General features: G+C 32.5%; 26 protein-coding genes. 1 reads left to right on the top strand and 25 read right to left on the bottom strand.

The genetic code is table 11. The features are described 5' to 3' along the window. Positions 1-10 precede the first annotated feature (10 nt). From lacB to HMPREF3125_RS10195, 3 genes are all read right to left on the bottom strand, one after another. A complete protein-coding gene (gene lacB, locus HMPREF3125_RS10205) occupies positions 11-526 on the bottom strand; it encodes a galactose-6-phosphate isomerase subunit LacB (protein ID WP_070453701.1) in 516 nt (171 codons plus the stop codon). Between the two features lie 17 nt (positions 527-543). Beyond that, complete coding sequence (gene lacA, locus HMPREF3125_RS10200; RefSeq protein WP_017638472.1) at positions 544-972, bottom strand: galactose-6-phosphate isomerase subunit LacA; 429 nt, start codon at positions 970-972, stop codon at positions 544-546. Positions 973-1,257: 285 nt separating this feature from the next. Continuing rightward, entirely contained in the window at positions 1,258-2,013 is a 756-nt protein-coding gene (locus tag HMPREF3125_RS10195; RefSeq protein ID WP_070453698.1) for a DeoR/GlpR family DNA-binding transcription regulator, read from the bottom strand. Positions 2,014-2,285: 272 nt separating this feature from the next. On the opposite strand from HMPREF3125_RS10195, the gene HMPREF3125_RS10190 reads away from it, so the two are divergent. Next, positions 2,286-3,014, top strand: a complete 729-nt coding sequence (locus tag HMPREF3125_RS10190; RefSeq protein WP_070453695.1) for an NAD-dependent protein deacylase — start codon at positions 2,286-2,288, stop codon at positions 3,012-3,014. Between the two features lie 46 nt (positions 3,015-3,060). Here HMPREF3125_RS10190 and HMPREF3125_RS10185 read toward each other — a convergent pair whose 3' ends face one another. From HMPREF3125_RS10185 to HMPREF3125_RS10080, 22 genes are all read right to left on the bottom strand, one after another. After that, positions 3,061-3,792 (bottom strand): MerR family transcriptional regulator, encoded by a 732-nt coding sequence (locus tag HMPREF3125_RS10185; protein ID WP_070453692.1) that lies wholly within the window; start codon positions 3,790-3,792, stop codon positions 3,061-3,063. Positions 3,793-4,056: 264 nt separating this feature from the next. After that, the gene (gene rpsI, locus HMPREF3125_RS10180) at positions 4,057-4,449 is read right to left on the bottom strand and encodes a 30S ribosomal protein S9 (protein WP_002450501.1); all 393 of its coding nucleotides are present in this window, start codon (positions 4,447-4,449) and stop codon (positions 4,057-4,059) included. Positions 4,450-4,468: 19 nt separating this feature from the next. Beyond that, positions 4,469-4,906: a 50S ribosomal protein L13 gene (rplM, locus tag HMPREF3125_RS10175; RefSeq protein ID WP_029055868.1), complete on the bottom strand. Its 438-nt coding sequence runs from the start codon at positions 4,904-4,906 to the stop codon at positions 4,469-4,471. A gap of 268 nt (positions 4,907-5,174) precedes the next feature. Next, on the bottom strand, positions 5,175-5,978 hold the full coding sequence (gene truA, locus HMPREF3125_RS10170; RefSeq protein ID WP_070453689.1) for a tRNA pseudouridine(38-40) synthase TruA: 804 nt from the start codon (positions 5,976-5,978) through the stop codon (positions 5,175-5,177). A 5-nt stretch (positions 5,979-5,983) separates the two neighbouring features. Continuing rightward, entirely contained in the window at positions 5,984-6,790 is an 807-nt protein-coding gene (locus HMPREF3125_RS10165) for an energy-coupling factor transporter transmembrane component T family protein (RefSeq protein ID WP_017638503.1), read from the bottom strand. Next, positions 6,780-7,640 carry an energy-coupling factor transporter ATPase gene (locus tag HMPREF3125_RS10160; protein ID WP_070453685.1) on the bottom strand — a complete coding sequence of 287 codons (861 nt, stop codon included), beginning with the start codon at positions 7,638-7,640 and terminating at the stop codon, positions 6,780-6,782. Before HMPREF3125_RS10160 ends, HMPREF3125_RS10165 begins: the two co-directional genes overlap by 11 nt. After that, on the bottom strand, positions 7,637-8,446 hold the full coding sequence (locus tag HMPREF3125_RS10155) for an energy-coupling factor transporter ATPase (RefSeq protein ID WP_070453681.1): 810 nt from the start codon (positions 8,444-8,446) through the stop codon (positions 7,637-7,639). The genes HMPREF3125_RS10160 and HMPREF3125_RS10155 overlap by 4 nt, the downstream gene beginning before the upstream one ends. A gap of 331 nt (positions 8,447-8,777) precedes the next feature. Then, on the bottom strand, positions 8,778-9,146 hold the full coding sequence (gene rplQ, locus HMPREF3125_RS10150) for a 50S ribosomal protein L17 (RefSeq protein ID WP_070453678.1): 369 nt from the start codon (positions 9,144-9,146) through the stop codon (positions 8,778-8,780). 16 nt (positions 9,147-9,162) lie between these two features. Beyond that, the gene (locus HMPREF3125_RS10145) at positions 9,163-10,107 is read right to left on the bottom strand and encodes a DNA-directed RNA polymerase subunit alpha (protein ID WP_002450508.1); all 945 of its coding nucleotides are present in this window, start codon (positions 10,105-10,107) and stop codon (positions 9,163-9,165) included. A 76-nt stretch (positions 10,108-10,183) separates the two neighbouring features. Further along, positions 10,184-10,573 (bottom strand): 30S ribosomal protein S11, encoded by a 390-nt coding sequence (gene rpsK, locus HMPREF3125_RS10140; RefSeq protein WP_002450509.1) that lies wholly within the window; start codon positions 10,571-10,573, stop codon positions 10,184-10,186. Positions 10,574-10,596: 23 nt separating this feature from the next. Next, positions 10,597-10,962 (bottom strand): 30S ribosomal protein S13, encoded by a 366-nt coding sequence (rpsM, locus tag HMPREF3125_RS10135; protein WP_002450510.1) that lies wholly within the window; start codon positions 10,960-10,962, stop codon positions 10,597-10,599. 22 nt (positions 10,963-10,984) lie between these two features. Further along, positions 10,985-11,098: a 50S ribosomal protein L36 gene (rpmJ, locus tag HMPREF3125_RS10130; RefSeq protein ID WP_000868342.1), complete on the bottom strand. Its 114-nt coding sequence runs from the start codon at positions 11,096-11,098 to the stop codon at positions 10,985-10,987. Positions 11,099-11,129: 31 nt separating this feature from the next. Beyond that, the gene (gene infA, locus HMPREF3125_RS10125; RefSeq protein ID WP_001829792.1) at positions 11,130-11,348 is read right to left on the bottom strand and encodes a translation initiation factor IF-1; all 219 of its coding nucleotides are present in this window, start codon (positions 11,346-11,348) and stop codon (positions 11,130-11,132) included. Positions 11,349-11,542: 194 nt separating this feature from the next. Continuing rightward, complete coding sequence (locus tag HMPREF3125_RS10120) at positions 11,543-12,193, bottom strand: adenylate kinase (protein WP_029055863.1); 651 nt, start codon at positions 12,191-12,193, stop codon at positions 11,543-11,545. A 17-nt stretch (positions 12,194-12,210) separates the two neighbouring features. Next, on the bottom strand, positions 12,211-13,506 hold the full coding sequence (gene secY / locus HMPREF3125_RS10115; RefSeq protein ID WP_017638508.1) for a preprotein translocase subunit SecY: 1,296 nt from the start codon (positions 13,504-13,506) through the stop codon (positions 12,211-12,213). Next, positions 13,506-13,946 (bottom strand): 50S ribosomal protein L15, encoded by a 441-nt coding sequence (rplO, locus tag HMPREF3125_RS10110; protein ID WP_070453674.1) that lies wholly within the window; start codon positions 13,944-13,946, stop codon positions 13,506-13,508. Before rplO ends, secY begins: the two co-directional genes overlap by 1 nt. Before the next feature lie 16 nt (positions 13,947-13,962). Continuing rightward, positions 13,963-14,142 carry a 50S ribosomal protein L30 gene (rpmD, locus tag HMPREF3125_RS10105; RefSeq protein ID WP_002432330.1) on the bottom strand — a complete coding sequence of 60 codons (180 nt, stop codon included), beginning with the start codon at positions 14,140-14,142 and terminating at the stop codon, positions 13,963-13,965. A 16-nt stretch (positions 14,143-14,158) separates the two neighbouring features. After that, positions 14,159-14,659: a 30S ribosomal protein S5 gene (gene rpsE, locus HMPREF3125_RS10100; RefSeq protein WP_002450514.1), complete on the bottom strand. Its 501-nt coding sequence runs from the start codon at positions 14,657-14,659 to the stop codon at positions 14,159-14,161. A gap of 20 nt (positions 14,660-14,679) precedes the next feature. Next, positions 14,680-15,042, bottom strand: a complete 363-nt coding sequence (gene rplR / locus HMPREF3125_RS10095) for a 50S ribosomal protein L18 (RefSeq protein WP_070453671.1) — start codon at positions 15,040-15,042, stop codon at positions 14,680-14,682. A gap of 31 nt (positions 15,043-15,073) precedes the next feature. Continuing rightward, a complete protein-coding gene (gene rplF, locus HMPREF3125_RS10090; protein WP_070453668.1) occupies positions 15,074-15,610 on the bottom strand; it encodes a 50S ribosomal protein L6 in 537 nt (178 codons plus the stop codon). A 24-nt stretch (positions 15,611-15,634) separates the two neighbouring features. Further along, on the bottom strand, positions 15,635-16,033 hold the full coding sequence (rpsH, locus tag HMPREF3125_RS10085) for a 30S ribosomal protein S8 (RefSeq protein ID WP_002450517.1): 399 nt from the start codon (positions 16,031-16,033) through the stop codon (positions 15,635-15,637). A 30-nt stretch (positions 16,034-16,063) separates the two neighbouring features. After that, a complete protein-coding gene (locus HMPREF3125_RS10080) occupies positions 16,064-16,249 on the bottom strand; it encodes a type Z 30S ribosomal protein S14 (protein ID WP_001829713.1) in 186 nt (61 codons plus the stop codon). Positions 16,250-16,255: the final 6 nt, after the last annotated feature.

The following is a 16,255-nucleotide window of genomic DNA, read 5'->3' as shown; positions in this document are numbered from 1 at the left end:
GTGTCTTCCTTTAATCGTGATATTCGCCTTTATCCCATTTTTCTAAAAATTCATTAAAGAAATTAGGGTTCGTTTGGTCTTCGTTATGTGTTTCTAAATGTTTAATTTTCGCAATTAATTTTTCATTTTTTTCAGAAGGTTTATACTCTGCTTCAATGAAGGCTTCGATAATGTCACACATTAAAAGTTCACTAATGATTTTACCTCCAAAACCAATGACATTTGCATTTAGCTCTTCCTTGGCATAGAGGGCAGAAGTCATATCTCTTACAAGTGCGGCTCTAACACCTGGTACTTTATTAACTGCATTGTTTATACCAACACCAGTTCCACAAATACAAATACCTAGATCCGCATTCCCACTTGTTACTTGTTCACCCACTTTTTTACCAAAAATTGGGTAATGAGTTCGCGCGAAATCATATGTTCCTACATCGATAACTTCGTGACCTTTTGATTTCAAAAACTGTGAAACTTCCATTTTTGTATCAGTTACAATATGATCGCAACCTAATGCTATTTTCATTGTTAATCCTCCTCTAATTAGCACATTTTATTAAGCATATCTACGCGTATTTGGTGACGCCCGCCATCGTAGTGTCCATTAACAAAACCTTTAACTACATTTTGTGCCAATGTGTCCCCTACGATTTCTGAACCTAACGTAATCATTTTTGAGTTATTATGACCTCTTGTCATATATGCAGATCTTTCATCTGACACTTCCGCAGCGATCATACCTTTAATTTTTGTAGCAACCATAAAGCTCCCAACTCCGAACGCATCAATTGCGATTCCTAAATTGTCATCATTCTTTTGTACTTCTTTAGCAATGGCAAGTGTAGAATCTACAAAATCTAAATCTTTACCTTCAGTAACGTCTAAAATATCAAAATTACTTTCTACTAAATATGTTTTAATTAAATCTTTTAAACGCTTACCATCCACATCTGATCCAATTATGATTGTCATAGCAATTCTCCTTATCAAATATAGTCATTAAAAGCATCTTATATATATTTAAAGAAAAGGCTTTCAAATCTTTACGTTTAAATTATAAACTTAAACCAACATAAATTCAACATAATATGTTTGTATTTTGTTTGAATTAAACACTTTTCCAAACATTTGTAGCTAAATATTCGATTTTTCACAGAAAAATGTTTTATTATGTTGAAATTCGTTTAATAAGTAATTATTTCAAACAAAAAACCTCGAATCGTTTGATTCGAGGTCATTTATTCTGAAAGTAATATATTATTCTACTACTTCTATATATGTTTTAATTTGTTCTAGCTTCTCTTGATCTTGATTATCCATTATAACTGCGGTCAGATCATCCAAGTGACAAATTGAAGTAAAATCATTTTTTCCTATTTTGGTATGATCTACTAGTAAATATTTTTCAACTGAATGTTCTACTGCAAGTTGCTGTGTGTAGGCTTCATCTAAAGAAGACGTCATAACACTACCTTTATTAACACCATTACTACTAAAAAACATTTTACAAAAACGAAGCTTCTCTAATACTGAGTTTGCCATTTCACCTACAAACGCTTCTGTTAAATGTCTCATTTCTCCACCTAGTAAATAAACTCTGAAATTGGTTGTTTGTTTCTCTAATAATATCTTATAAACGGGCAAACAATTTGTTATCAACGTTAAAGAATGATGGTTTATTTCTTCGGCAAGAACTTCAATCGTCGTTCCTGGTCCAAAAAATAATGTATCACCATCTTCAATTAAACTGGCTGCTTTTTTAGCAATATATCTTTTTTCTTCAATTTGGTGTGTGTGCTTTTCTTTATGTGACATTTCTTTATATTGAAAATTTGAATTACTACGTGCTCCACCATGTATTTTCGTTAAAACACCTTGGTTTTCTAATTCAACTAAATCTCTTCTTACTGTCATATCAGAAACATTTAAACCTTCAACGATTTCATTGGTCCTCACTGTTCCTTTTTTATTGACTAGCTTAGCAATCTCATCTAAACGTTCGTGCTTATTCACTAAATAAATACCTCCTTACATTAGGCCAGTGTCATCATTCAATTTCCATCTTTTATCAATATTCATGATTATTCAATAGTAAAAATACTGAATCTACCTAATCATTTACTAATTTTAATTGTATGCAAAATACATTGTTCAACTGTATTTTAATAGTATGTATAAAATCACTTCAATATCTTTAACATTATTACTATAATATATAAATGTAAAGAAGTCATATGTTAAAAGTGATATGCTGTATAATCTATTTTTTACAAGAAGGTGTATTTTTGAATAATAAAATTGAAAGTTTAAAACAACTAATTGATAACTCTGAGAAAATTGTATTCTTTACGGGTGCTGGTGTATCTGTAGCAAGTGGCGTTCCAGATTTCAGATCTATGGGAGGCCTATTTGATGAAATTTCAAAAGACGGCTATTCACCAGAATATCTATTAAGCCATGATTATTTTGAAGACGATCCTGATGGATTTATCAATTTTTGTCATAAAAGATTAATTTATGCTGATAAATTACCTAATAGTGTACATGAATGGATTGCTCATTTAGAACACAACGGTCAATCTCTAGGGGTTATTACTCAAAATATTGATGGATTTCATTCAGATGCAGGCAGTAAGCATGTTGATGAATTACATGGAACATTAAACAGATTCTATTGTCCTAAATGTCATAAGTCATACACTAAAAAAGACGTGCTTGATAGACAGTTAAAACAATGTGACGCATGTGGTAGTACTATTAGACCTGACATTGTTCTGTATGGTGAAATGTTGGACCAATCAGTGATTATGAATGCATTACAAAAAATCGAAAATGCAGATGCGTTGGTTGTACTTGGTACTTCACTAGTTGTGCAACCTGCTGCTGGATTAGTATCAAATTTTAAAGGTGACAATCTAGTTATTATCAATAAAGATGCAACTCCTTATGACAATGATGCCTCACTTGTCATCAATGAGGATATGGTTGAAGTCATTGACCAACTGAATAGTTAAAATTAACAAGCACTTCCCGACTTTTTCGAGAAGTGCTTTTATTTTATTATTGAACTTGCGATAAATGATAATTGACGGCTTTAGATATGAAACGGGTAAGCTGAGGATTATTAAATTTCTTGAAATAATTTTTGAATCTCACATCGTTATGATAAGTGTCAGCAATCAAACATAGTAATTCATTATCAAAATGAGTATATAGATTCATCAGTTCTTTCCACTCATATACAACATCTTTCATTTCACTAATATTAACTTTATTTAATGCTAAGCCATTAAACTTTTCAAAAATTTGATCTAATCTTTCTATATTTTCTTTATTTGAAAGTAATTGATCATTATGTTTATTAGTATACGTTTTGTAAACATCTAAATTTTCATATTTTATCTTTGCTTCTTCTTGATATTGTTTGTAAGGTACATGATTCAATTCTTCAATTTCTACAATTGGTATATTATTAATGAATTTTTCAATTGCTATTCTCGAATTTTCTAAATTATTTATTTTTTGAGTTAGACTCACTTTTTGATTTTCTAATACAGATTTTAATTGTTCATCATTATAATCAATAACTTCATATATTTCTTTTATACTCATATCTAAATTTTTAAGTAATAATATTTTTTGAAGTCTAACTAAATCATTTTGATTATAAACCCTATAATTATTTTCGTTCTTTTGTACTTTTAATAAACCAATCTCATCATAATAATGTAATGTTCGCTTTGTTACTCCAGTAATATCCATAATTTGTTTTAAACTATATTGAAATTCCAAAATTTCTCACCTCGCTTAAAAATTTTATTTTCTTTTCCTTTAAACTAACTAAATAACTCATAACTTGATTAGTACTATTCATCTTAATCCCTCCATAAATTAAACATAAGGGATAACGTAACGTCACTTTCAAGTATTAATTTAAAATTTATTTTATCCCAACAAAAAAAGCACTTCTCGAAGATTCGAGAAGTGCTTGATTTATCGTTCTTATTAATTGTAAACAAATCTGATAGCGAAAAACTTCGCAATAATTTGTATATATTAACGTTTTGAGAATTGAGGAGAACGACGAGCTTTTTTAAGACCTGGTTTTTTACGTTCTTTCATACGTGGGTCACGTGTTAATAATCCAGCGCGTTTTAAAGAACCTCTGTATTCAGGATCTGCTTCTAATAATGCACGAGCGATTCCGTGACGGATAGCTTGTGCTTGTCCTGTGAATCCACCACCGTGAACGTTAACTAAAACGTCATAGTTACCTTTAGTTTCAGTAACATCGAATGGTTGGTTTAAGTCTAAGATTAATGATTCAAATGGTAAGTAGTCACGTACGTCACGGTTGTTAACTTTGATGTTACCTTCACCTGGTACTAAACGTACACGTGCTACTGAGTTTTTACGACGGCCTGTGCCTTTATATTCAACTTGTGCCAATGTAATTTCCTCCTTCTAATTAACCACGTAACTCGTAGTTTTCTGGTTGTTGTGCAGCGTGTGGATGTTCAGCGCCACCATATACAAATAATTTTTTACCTTGTTTTTCACCTAAACGGCTGCTTGGTAGCATACCTTTAATTGAAGTTTCAAGTAAACGTTCTGGGTTTGTTCTTCTTAATTCACCAGCAGAGATTGATTTTAAACCACCTGGGTGATTTGAGTGACGGTAATACATTTTGTCTTGCTCTTTGTTACCAGTGAATTCGATTTTTGAAGCGTTGATGATGATTACATAATCACCTGTATCAACGTGTGGTGTATAAGTTACTTTATTTTTACCGCGTAAGATAGATGCTACTTCTGATGATAAACGACCTAATGTTTGGCCTTCAGCATCGATAACATACCATTTGCGCTCAATGTTTGATTCATTTGCCATAAATGTTTGACGCATAATAATTGTCCTCCTAAAAATAAATGCTTCGTTTTAGTCTCTAGACAAAATTGCTTAACCTAAGTTACTTTGTATTGTCTAAATTCTATTTGTTTGAATTAAAAATTTGTTACGATTTAAAGCGTAGATTTCATTTATTTTGTTAACTGTTGTTCTATTTTGCTTATATATCTTGTAACACAATAAGATTCCGGGGCTTATCGTGGGGTGGATATAAAACAATACCGTTAATAATCTTATAATTTCATAGACCTTTTGTCAATGCAATTCAATCATTTTGTAATGATTTTTTATAATGGATTTTAATATGATTACCAAATTCATCCATTAATTCACAATCAGATAGATATATTTTCTCTAAATATAGACCATCAGATGGTGCAGTAAAAGGAATTTTATTGCGGTTTTTCTCTTCAAGTAATACCGGTATTTCGTCAGGTTTTCTTTTACCTTTTCCAACTTCTATTAAAAATGCCACTAATACACGAACCATATTATACAGAAATCCTGAACCAGTTACTATATAATCAAAACCATCTTCTGTTTTAATAATTTTACTTTCATATAATGTTCTTACTTTACTTTGAACTTCAGTTTTTTGGGAACAAAAACCAGTAAAGTCGTGAGTTCCAATAAATAATTGTGCTGCTTTATTCATGCTATCTAGATCTAATGTTTCAGATACATACGTTTTTAATCCACTTTCAAATGGATTCCGATGTTCGGCTTGATATACTTTATATCTATACTTTTTACCTACACAATCATAACGACAATGAAAATCTTCATCTACATGTTGAACGCTTTTAACATATATATCATCCGGCAATGCACTATTCATTGCATATTGCCATTTATTATTTTCAATATTTAAGTCAGTATCAAAATGAAAATACTGTTGATAAGCATGCACTCCTCTATCCGTTCGACTAGAAGGATGTATTCTTACATGACGTTTATGCATTCTTTTAAGAATTTTTTCAAATTGTTGTTGTATTGTGCGACCTTGTTGTTGAATTTGAAATCCTAAAAATTGATTACCTTGATATTCTATTTCTACTAATATACGCAATGCTTTTACACTCCAAAATATTTAATTAACAATAGGATAGCTAATATAGGAATGAGTAATAATAATGTACATGTATCTCTCAGACGCCATTGGAGCATTCTATAGCTAGTTCTCTCAGCATGAGCATCGTACCCTCTCACTTCCATAGCTATCGCTAATTCTTCGGCTCTCTGGAACGCAGAAATAAACAATGGAATCAGTAACGGTACAAATGCCTGAATTCTTGCTACTAATCCACCTGAACTTATCTCTGAACCTCTAGATTTTTGAGCTAAAATAATCTTATCTAATTCGTCCATTAATGTAGGTATAAACCTTAATGCAATAGACATCATCATACTTAATTGATGTACAGGTATTTTAAGCCATTTGAGTGGCGTTAATAACTTTTCAAATGCGTCAGTTAAATCTATTGGACTAGTCGATAAAGTCATTATTGTAGCTATCATTACAATAAATATCAATCTTAAAGAGATAAAAATACCTTCCAATATCCCCTTACTTTCAATAGTTATAAAGTTCCATTGAAAAAGAATGATACCACCTTTAGTAAAGAATACATGCATTAAAAATGTAAAAATTAAAAAGATAAATATAGGTGTTAAACCTTTAATCAAAAACATAAAATTAATTTTAGCCATTTTCATAATGATTAAAATAAGAACAAAAAGCCATGCATATGTTCCGAAAGAGTGACATAGAAAAATAAATATAATAAAAGCAAATACAAATATCAATTTTGCTCTTGGGTCTAACTGATGTATAAATGAATTGCTAGGGAGATAACGTCCAATAATTAATTTATTTTTCATTTTGCCACTCCCTATATAAATCAACAAATTCTTCTTCAGTTAACGCGGTTGAAGATAGTTTAGTTTGATATTTAGTTTCAAAATCTTGCTGTAAGCGGACAACATCAGGCATAGTTATATTCCACTTTTTTAGATTATCTGGTTCACTAAATAACTTGCGAGGACTTGTTTTAACCTTGATTTCACCTTTTTGCATCACAATGACCTCATCAGCATATCTTGCTACATCATTCATATCATGCGTAACTAAAATAATAGTTTTATTTTGTTCATTTTGTAATTTTTTAAGCAATGACATTACTTGATGTCTACTTTTAGGGTCTAAACCAGCTGTTGGTTCATCGACTACTATAATATCTGGATCCATAGCTAATATTGAAACTAAAGCTATTTTTCTCATTTGACCTCCAGACATTTGAAATGGTGATAACGACATCACATTTCTTGAAAACCCTAAATCAAGTAACATATCAAATGCTTTTTCTTTAACTTGCTGAATATTCATATTAAAATTTTTAGGCCCAAATTCAATTTCTTTTTCAACAGTATCTTCAAAAAGCTGTGATTCAGGAAATTGAAAAACCATTCCAACATTCTGGCGTATTGGTCTCAAAACTTTATCCTTTGATTTGTGATTAATATAAATACCATTAAAATTTATATCACCACTAGTCGGTTTTAATAAAGCATTAATATGTTGAATTAACGTTGACTTACCACTACCAGTTTGACCGACAATCGTATAATAATGACCTTTTTCAAATTCAACTGAAATATTTTTTATAGCAGTATATTCATAAGGTGTACCAACTTGATAAGTATAACTCACATTATTCATTTTAAAACTCATAATAAATCAACCAACCCTTCATATGTAACGAATGTTGATTTTCCAGTTAACAGTTGATTCATCTTCATTGAAAACGGTAATTCAAGACCAATTTTATTTAAATTAACTATATCATCATATATTTTATTAGGTTTACCTTGTTTATACACTTTACCCTGATTCATAACTATAATATTATCAGCACTCATTGTTTCTGATAAATCATGTGTAATAGAAATAATAGTTATGTGTTGTTCACGTTGTAATGCTCTTACTAAATCAAGTAAAGATTTCTTTGCCACTGGGTCTAACATTGAAGTAGCTTCATCTAAAATAATTATAGAAGGATTTAAAGCTAACACACTAGCTATAGCTACTCTTTGTTTCTGACCACCAGATAATGAGTGAGGTTCGTAATCAGCTAAATCAAACATATCAACTTGTTTTAAAACTTTGTCTACTTTTTCATGCATCTCATTATATGGTATAGACAGATTCTCTAAACCAAATGCAACATCATATTTAACAGTTGAACCAACAAACTGATTATCTGGATTTTGGAAGACAATGCCTATTTGTTTTCTTACTTGTGTAATCGTTTCTTTAGTCACACGTTGGTTATTTAGAATAATATGACCTTCATCACAGTTTTCAATTCCTACCATGAGTTTAGTAACTGTTGATTTACCAGATCCATTATGCCCTACTATACTTGTCCATTGGCCACGAGGAATATTAAATGATACATCGTTTAACGTGAAGGCAGAATCACTTTGATATTTAAATGATACATTACTAAATTCAATAATATTATCTTGATCCATCACATTTATTCCTCCCCAATGTAGTAATTACCTTTAATATTTTACATGATTTATAAACATTTGTATACTTCCACAATTTGTTTATTAACATTTTCATTTTCTTATTTAAATGATTAAAGACCAATTAAAATAATTTTATAATTAAAAAAGCTGAGAAATAGTATCTCAGCTTAAAATAAAAAAGCGCGCACCCCATCAGTTTTGTTGAGTTCACGCTTTAATTTAATATTTAGTTTGATGGGGTACTCTGAGCTAGACAAAATCTGTATGTGGCAGATTTTATCGTTGCACTCATTTGCTTTATATATAAGTAGTTAGTGTATTTATAATTAAATTATACTAATTCGATAATTACTGATTCAGCACCGTCACCACGACGAGGGCCTACTTTAAGAATACGAGTGTAACCACCTTGACGATCTGTATAACGTTCAGCGATTTCACCGAATAATTTTTGAAGAGCAGTTTGAGTTGATTCATCTTCATTTAAGATTTCAACATTTTGTAATATTTTAGCTGCATTACGACGAGAAGCTAAATCTCCTTTTTTACCTAAAGTGATTAATTTCTCTACTACACTGCGAACTTCTTTTGCACGAGCTTCTGTTGTTTCAATACGTTCACTTACAATAAGTGCTGTAGCTAAGTTACGTAACATAGCTTTACGTTGATCAGAAGTACGACCTAATTTTCTGTAACCCATGAGTTAACCTCCTTTATCAATCTTCTTTTCTTAATCCTAATCCTAAATCTTCTAATTTGTATTTAACTTCTTCAAGAGATTTACGACCTAAATTACGCACTTTCATCATGTCAGCTTCAGATTTATCAGCTAACTCTTGTACAGAATTGATTCCTGCGCGTTTCAAACAGTTATATGAACGTACAGATAAGTCTAATTCTTCGATAGACATTTCTAATACTTTTTCTTTTTGATCTTCTTCTTTTTCGATCATGATTTCAGCATTTTGAGCTTCATCAGTTAGACCTACAAAGATATTCAAGTGTTCAGTCATTATTTTTGCTGCTAATGAAACTGATTCTTGAGGAGTGATTGAACCATTAGTCCAAACATCTAAAGTTAATTTATCAAAATCACTACTTTGACCTACACGTGTATTTTCAACTGTATAGTTTACACGTTCAACAGGTGAATATAGTGAGTCTACTGGAATTACACCAATTGGTAAATCACTAGTATTATTTGTTTCAGCTAATGCGTAACCTCTACCCTTATTAGCAACAAGACGAACTTTTAAATGTCCACCTTTAGAAACAGTAGCAATTTTTAGTTCTGGATTTAGAATTTCTACATCACTGTCGTGAGTAATATCACTTGCAGTAACTTCGCCTTCATCCTTAACATCGATTTCTAAAGTTTTATCTTCTTCAGAATAGATTTTTAATGCTAATTTTTTGATGTTCATAATAATTGTAGAAACATCTTCAACTACATTATCTACTGCTGAGAATTCGTGTAACACGCCTTCAATTTCGATGTACTTTACTGCTGATCCTGGTAATGAAGATAGTAGGATACGACGTAAGGAGTTTCCTAGTGTAGTACCGTAGCCACGTTCAAGTGGTTCAACAACGAACTTACCGAATTTAGCATCTTCACTAATTTCAATTGTCTCAATTCTAGGTTTTTCGATTTCTATCATTTACAAATATCCTCCTTATATACGTCGACTAGATTTATAATGTTTGCTCAGTGACCTGTAACAACACAACAATAAATTAAACGCGACGACGTTTTGGTGGACGACAACCATTATGAGGTACTGGAGTAACGTCTCTAATTGCTGTTACTTCTAGTCCTGCTGATTGTAACGCACGGATAGCAGATTCACGGCCTGGTCCAGGTCCTTTAACTGTTACTTCTACAGTTTTCAAGCCATGTTCCATAGCTGTTTTTGAAGCTGTTTCAGACGCCATTTGCGCTGCGAATGGTGTTGATTTTTTAGATCCTTTGAATCCTAATGCACCAGCTGATGACCAAGATAATGCATTACCAAACTCATCAGTAATCGTTACAATTGTATTATTGAATGTTGAACGGATGTGTGCAACACCACTTTCAATATTCTTTTTCACTTTACGTTTACGAGATACTTGTTTACGTGCCATTTATTTTTTGCCTCCTTTACCGATTATTTTTTCTTGTTCGCTACAGTTTTAACTGGGCCTTTACGCGTACGAGCGTTGTTTTTAGTTTTTTGACCGCGAACTGGTAAGCCACGACGGTGACGAATACCACGGTATGATGAAATTTCCATTAATCGTTTAATGTTTAAGTTTTGCTCACGACGTAAGTCACCTTCAACTTTGTAGCTATCTACTACTTCACGGATGCGACCTAATTCATCGTCAGTTAAATCTTTTACGCGAGTGTCTGCTGATACGTTAGCTTCTTCAACGATTTTTTTCGCAGTAGAAGTACCGATACCATATACATAAGTTAAAGAAATAACAACGCGTTTTTCACGTGGAATATCCACTCCTGCAATACGTGCCATATACATTTACACCTCTCTTTTATTAACCTTGTCTTTGTTTGTGTTTAGGATTTTCACAAATTACCATTACTTTACCTTTACGTTTAATGACTTTACATTTTTCGCAAATTGGTTTTACTGATGGTCTTACTTTCATTTTAATACCTCCCTATATTATGGAGTGACGATTATTTATAACGATAAGTAATTCTACCGCGTGATAAATCATACGGAGACATCTCAACAGTTACTTTGTCGCCAGGTAGAATTCGAATGTAGTTCATTCTAATTTTACCACTTACATGTGCTAAAATTTCATGACCATTTTCTAATTCTACTTTAAACATTGCGTTTGGTAAAGTATCTAATACAGTACCTTCTAATTCAATAACATCTTGTTTAGCCATTGATTAACTTCCCCCTTTTTGCAATAGTAAGGTTATCGTCAATAGACAACTTCAACGATACGAATCTATTTGTGACTAGTTTTAATAAGTTTAACAAAAATTACGGGAATTATTATCGTCATTTGTCACTCATATTAAATTTTATACTACAGTTTAATTAAACATTCACATCATCATAGATCGTAAAAGCTGATCTATTGTAATTGATCTAAGATATCAATGACATCAGTAGTAACCTCTTCAATATCTTTTGAACCATCAATGTTATTCAATACACCTTTATTATCGTAATACTCTAATATTGGTTTAGATTGTTTAACATTAACTTTCAAACGATTTGAAACAGTTTCCGGATTATCATCTTCACGTTGATATAATTTACCACCATCAAGATCACAAATACCTTCAACTTTTGGAGGATTAAATACAAGATGATAAGTCGTACCACATTTCTCACAGATACGACGACCTGTAAGACGATTCATTAGTTCTTCCTCTGGGACTTCAATATTGATGACAGCATCAATACTTCTATCAAGTTCAGCCATAATTGAATTTAAAGCTTCTGCTTGATCAATAGTTCTAGGGAAACCGTCTAATAAGAATCCTTTTTTTGCATCGTCTTCAGAAATTCTTTCTTTAACGATACCCACAGTAACTTCATCAGGGACTAATTCTCCACGATCCATGTATGATTTAGCTTCTTTACCTAAATCAGTCTCATCTTTAATCGCTTTTCTGAACATGTCACCAGTCGATATATGTGGTATTGGGAATTTCTTAACAATTTCACTCGCTTGAGTACCTTTACCTGCACCAGGTAAGCCCATTAAAATGATATTCATAAGTGCCCTCCTACAAATTATCTACCACCAAAGCCTTTATATTCTTTTTGATTTACTTGTGCTTCTAAAGATTTCATAGTTTCAATAGCAACACCGATAACGATAAGAAGACTAGTACCACCAATTTGAATAGATCTTGGTAAGCCCATGAACTTCGTAGCTAAGATCGGTAAAATCGCAATGACTGCTAAGAAAATAGAACCAACAAACGTTAAGCGATAAAGAACTTTAGTAATATATTTTTTCGTTTGTTCACCAGGTCTGATACCTGGGACATAACTACCTTGTTTTTTAAGGTTGTCAGCCATTTTTTCTGGATTAACTTGTACAAATGCATAAAAGTATGCAAACGCAATAATTAATACAATATAGATTACCATTCCTATGTTACTTGATGGATTTGCAGTATCTGCAACTTGTTGAGCCCATTCAGCTTTAGGGAAGAATAGCGTCAACGTTCTTGGTAATAAGAAAAATGCCATCGCAAAAATAACAGGAATAACACCAGCTGAGTTAACTTTTAAAGGTAGATAAGTTGCTTGTGAACCTAATCGTTGAGCTGTTTGTTTCTTCGCATATTGGATAGGAATTTTACGTTTTGCTTCAAGTACAAATATAGCACCTACTGTTAACAATACTAATGCTACAATTAATGCTACTATTTTTAACCAAGCTAATGAAGTATCTTCTTGACCAACAAATGCTTGTTGACCTGCTTGAATAATACTTGAAGGTAAAGTTGATAAAATACCTGCAAAGATGATAAGTGAAATACCATTACCAACACCAAACTGAGTGATTTGGTCACCAAGCCATATCAAGAATGCAGTTCCTGCTGTTAAAGTAAGTGCAATCAATAAATAAGTTAGTACAGATTGGCTTACAATTAAGCGTCCTCCGTATAAATTATTAAATTGAAATGACATACCAATTGACTGAATGAATGCTAATATTATAGCGAAATAACGTGTTACATTGTTGATTTTCCTTCTACCTACATCACCTTGTTTCGCCCATTCTGAGAACTTAGGAACGATATCCATCTGTAATAATTGCATTACGATAGATGCAGTAATATAAGGCATAATACCCATCGCAAATATTGAAAAGTTCTTCAAGGCTCCTCCACCGAATGTATTAAGTAAATCAGTGACACCTTGAGAACCTTTTGCTGCTTGATCAAAAGCATTAGGATTTACTCCAGGAGCTGGAATGTAAGTCCCAATCTTGAATATAACTAACATTGCTAGAGTAAAGAAAATCTTGTTTCGAACTTCTTTAGTTGTAAAGAAGCTCACAAGCGTTTGAAACATTAGATCACCTCGTGTGCTCCACCTTTAGCATCAATAGCTTCTGCTGCTGAAGTTGAGAACTTATGAGCTTTCACTGTTAATTTTTTATCTAGTGAGCCATTACCTAGTATTTTAATACCAGATTTTTCATTCTTAACAACACCAGATTCTACTAATAAAGCTGGAGTTACTTCAGTACCATCTTCGAATTGATTAAGTTGGTCTAAGTTAACAATAGCATATTCTTTACGATTTATGTTAGTGAAACCGCGTTTTGGTAAACGACGGAATAATGGTAATTGTCCACCTTCAAATCCAGGTCTTACTTTACCACCTGAACGTGCTTTTTGACCTTTATGTCCACGGCCACTTGTTTTACCATTACCAGTTGCTGCACCACGACCTACACGGTTACGTTCTTTACGAGAACCTTCTGCTGGTTTTAACTCATGTAATTTCATGTCGGCACCTCCTTAATTATTTTTCTTCTATAGTTAATAAATGTTTAACTTTGTTGATTTGCCCACGAATAGCAGGGTTATCTTCAACAACTACTGAACTGTTAGTCTTTTTAAGACCTAAAGCTTCAACAGTTTTACGTTGTGTTTCAGGACGACCAATAACACTACGAGTGAGGGTAATTTGTAATTTAGCCATAACTTATTTTCCCTCCTTAATTATATAATTCTTCAACTGTTTTGCCGCGTAATTTCGCAACATCTTCAGCGTTTTTAAGGTTTTGTAAACCATTTAAAGTTGCACGAACCATGTTAATTGGTGTGTTAGAACCTAATGATTTACTTAAGATATCAGTGATACCTGCTAATTCTAATACCGCACGAACTGGACCACCAGCGATTACACCAGTACCAGGAGCTGCAGGTTTCATAAATACGCTACCTGAGCCATAACGGCCAGTGATTGTGTGAGGTGTAGTACCTTCAACACGTGGAACTACAACTAAATCTTTTTTAGCTGCTTCAACAGCTTTTTTGATTGCTTCAGGTACCTCTTGAGCTTTACCAGTACCGAAACCTACACGACCATTTTTGTCTCCAACTACTACTAATGCAGTGAAACGGAAACGACGTCCACCTTTAACAACTTTAGCAACACGATTGATTGTAACAACGCGTTCTTCAAATTCTTTCGTTTCTTCTTCTCTACGAGCCATGTATTTGTCCCTCCTTTAAATTAAAATTCTAAACCGTTTTCTCTAGCAGCTTCTGCTAATGCTTTAACGCGTCCGTGGTATAAGTAACCTCCACGATCGAATACGATTTCTTTAATTCCTTTATCATTTGCTTTTTTAGCAATTGTTTCGCCAACTTTTGTTGATAAATCAACTTTAGTTGCTGTTTCGCTAGCGATATCTTTATCTTTAGATGAAGCTTGAGCTAATGTTTCGCCTTTAACATCATCGATGATTTGTGCGTAAATGTGTTTGTTTGATCTATATACATTTAAACGTGGCTTTTCAGCTGTACCTGATAATTTAGTACGAACACGTGAATGTCTTTTCAAACGCACTTTATTTTTATCAATTTTACTGATCATTTTAATACTCCTTTCTTTAGAGTGTTATCTATTATTTACCAGTTTTACCTTCTTTACGGCGTACGTATTCACCTTGGTAACGAATACCTTTACCTTTATAAGGTTCTGGAGGTCTTACTGAACGGATGTTAGAAGCGATAGCTCCAACTTGCTCTTTAGATACACCAGAAACTTTAACAGTTGTATTTTTCTCAACAGCGAAAGTAATGCCGTCTTCAGCTTTAATTTCTACTGGGTGAGAGTATCCAACGTTAAGTACTAAATCATTACCTTGCATTTGAGCACGGTAACCTACACCAACAAGTTCAAGTGTTTTTTCGAAACCTTGAGAAACACCTTGTACCATATTATTTAATAAAGCACGAGTTGTACCATGATCTGTTCTGTCATCTTTAGAATCAGATGGTCTTACAACTTCAATTGTGTTTTCTTCTTGTTTAAATGTCATTCTTTCATTTAATGTTTTTGATAATTCACCTTTTGGACCTTTAACAGTGACATGATTATTGTCAAAAGTTACTATTACGTCACTAGGGATGTCAATAATTTTCTTACCAACACGACTCATGTTATGGCACCTCCTTATTATTTATTACCAAACGTATGCGATAATTTCTCCACCAACATTACGTTTTCTTGCTTCTTTATCAGTGATTACACCTTCAGAAGTTGATACTAATGCAATACCTAAACCATTAAGTACTTTAGGTACTTCGTTAGCTTTAGCATATACGCGTAAACCTGGTTTTGAAATACGTTTTAATCCTGTGATAACACGTTCATTGTTTTGACCATATTTTAAGAATAAACGAATAACACCTTGTTTATCGTCTTCTACGTATTCAACGTTTTTAATGAAACCTTCATTTTTTAAGATTTCGGCAATTTCTTTTTTGATATTAGATGCAGGTAATTCTAATTTATCGTGACGAACCATGTTAGCGTTTCTTACACGAGTTAGCATATCTGCGATTGGATCTGTCATTGTCATTGATTGTTGCCTCCTTTCAGACTCTTTTTATTACCAGCTAGCTTTACGTACGCCAGGAATTTGGCCTTTATAAGCTAATTCACGGAAACAAATACGGCATAATTTGAATTTACGATATACAGAATGTGGACGACCACAGCGTTCACAACGAGTGTATTCACGAACTGCGAATTTTTGTTTTTTTTGTTGCTTAGCAACCATTGAAGTTTTAGCCACTTAATT

It is taken from the genome of Staphylococcus sp. HMSC13A10 (assembly GCF_001808005.1).
GTDB lineage: Bacteria > Bacillota > Bacilli > Staphylococcales > Staphylococcaceae > Staphylococcus > Staphylococcus pasteuri.
Note: the sequence above shows the minus strand (reverse complement) of the source record. Positions and strands in the feature narration are given on the sequence as shown.

What these genes read in the sequence shown, in the direction of transcription:
- lacB (WP_070453701.1), bottom strand. Translation starts at nt 526, where the DNA reads ATGAAAATAGCATTAGGTTGCGATCATATTGTAACTGATACAAAAATG.
- lacA (WP_017638472.1), bottom strand. Translation starts at nt 972, where the DNA reads ATGACAATCATAATTGGATCAGATGTGGATGGTAAGCGTTTAAAAGAT.
- rplM (WP_029055868.1), bottom strand. Translation starts at nt 4,906, where the DNA reads ATGCGTCAAACATTTATGGCAAATGAATCAAACATTGAGCGCAAATGG.
- HMPREF3125_RS10165 (WP_017638503.1), bottom strand. Translation starts at nt 6,790, where the DNA reads ATGAAAAATAAATTAATTATTGGACGTTATCTCCCTAGCAATTCATTT.
- HMPREF3125_RS10160 (WP_070453685.1), bottom strand. Translation starts at nt 7,640, where the DNA reads ATGAGTTTTAAAATGAATAATGTGAGTTATACTTATCAAGTTGGTACA.
- rplQ (WP_070453678.1), bottom strand. Translation starts at nt 9,146, where the DNA reads ATGGGTTACAGAAAATTAGGTCGTACTTCTGATCAACGTAAAGCTATG.
- HMPREF3125_RS10145 (WP_002450508.1), bottom strand. Translation starts at nt 10,107, where the DNA reads ATGATAGAAATCGAAAAACCTAGAATTGAGACAATTGAAATTAGTGAA.
- rpsK (WP_002450509.1), bottom strand. Translation starts at nt 10,573, where the DNA reads ATGGCACGTAAACAAGTATCTCGTAAACGTAAAGTGAAAAAGAATATT.
- rpsM (WP_002450510.1), bottom strand. Translation starts at nt 10,962, where the DNA reads ATGGCACGTATTGCAGGAGTGGATATTCCACGTGAAAAACGCGTTGTT.
- rpmJ (WP_000868342.1), bottom strand. Translation starts at nt 11,098, where the DNA reads ATGAAAGTAAGACCATCAGTAAAACCAATTTGCGAAAAATGTAAAGTC.
- infA (WP_001829792.1), bottom strand. Translation starts at nt 11,348, where the DNA reads ATGGCTAAACAAGATGTTATTGAATTAGAAGGTACTGTATTAGATACT.
- HMPREF3125_RS10120 (WP_029055863.1), bottom strand. Translation starts at nt 12,193, where the DNA reads ATGAATATCATTTTAATGGGCTTACCTGGTGCAGGTAAAGGTACTCAA.
- secY (WP_017638508.1), bottom strand. Translation starts at nt 13,506, where the DNA reads ATGTTTCAAACGCTTGTGAGCTTCTTTACAACTAAAGAAGTTCGAAAC.
- rplO (WP_070453674.1), bottom strand. Translation starts at nt 13,946, where the DNA reads ATGAAATTACATGAGTTAAAACCAGCAGAAGGTTCTCGTAAAGAACGT.
- rpmD (WP_002432330.1), bottom strand. Translation starts at nt 14,142, where the DNA reads ATGGCTAAATTACAAATTACCCTCACTCGTAGTGTTATTGGTCGTCCT.
- rpsE (WP_002450514.1), bottom strand. Translation starts at nt 14,659, where the DNA reads ATGGCTCGTAGAGAAGAAGAAACGAAAGAATTTGAAGAACGCGTTGTT.
- rplR (WP_070453671.1), bottom strand. Translation starts at nt 15,042, where the DNA reads ATGATCAGTAAAATTGATAAAAATAAAGTGCGTTTGAAAAGACATTCA.
- rplF (WP_070453668.1), bottom strand. Translation starts at nt 15,610, where the DNA reads ATGAGTCGTGTTGGTAAGAAAATTATTGACATCCCTAGTGACGTAATA.
- rpsH (WP_002450517.1), bottom strand. Translation starts at nt 16,033, where the DNA reads ATGACAATGACAGATCCAATCGCAGATATGCTAACTCGTGTAAGAAAC.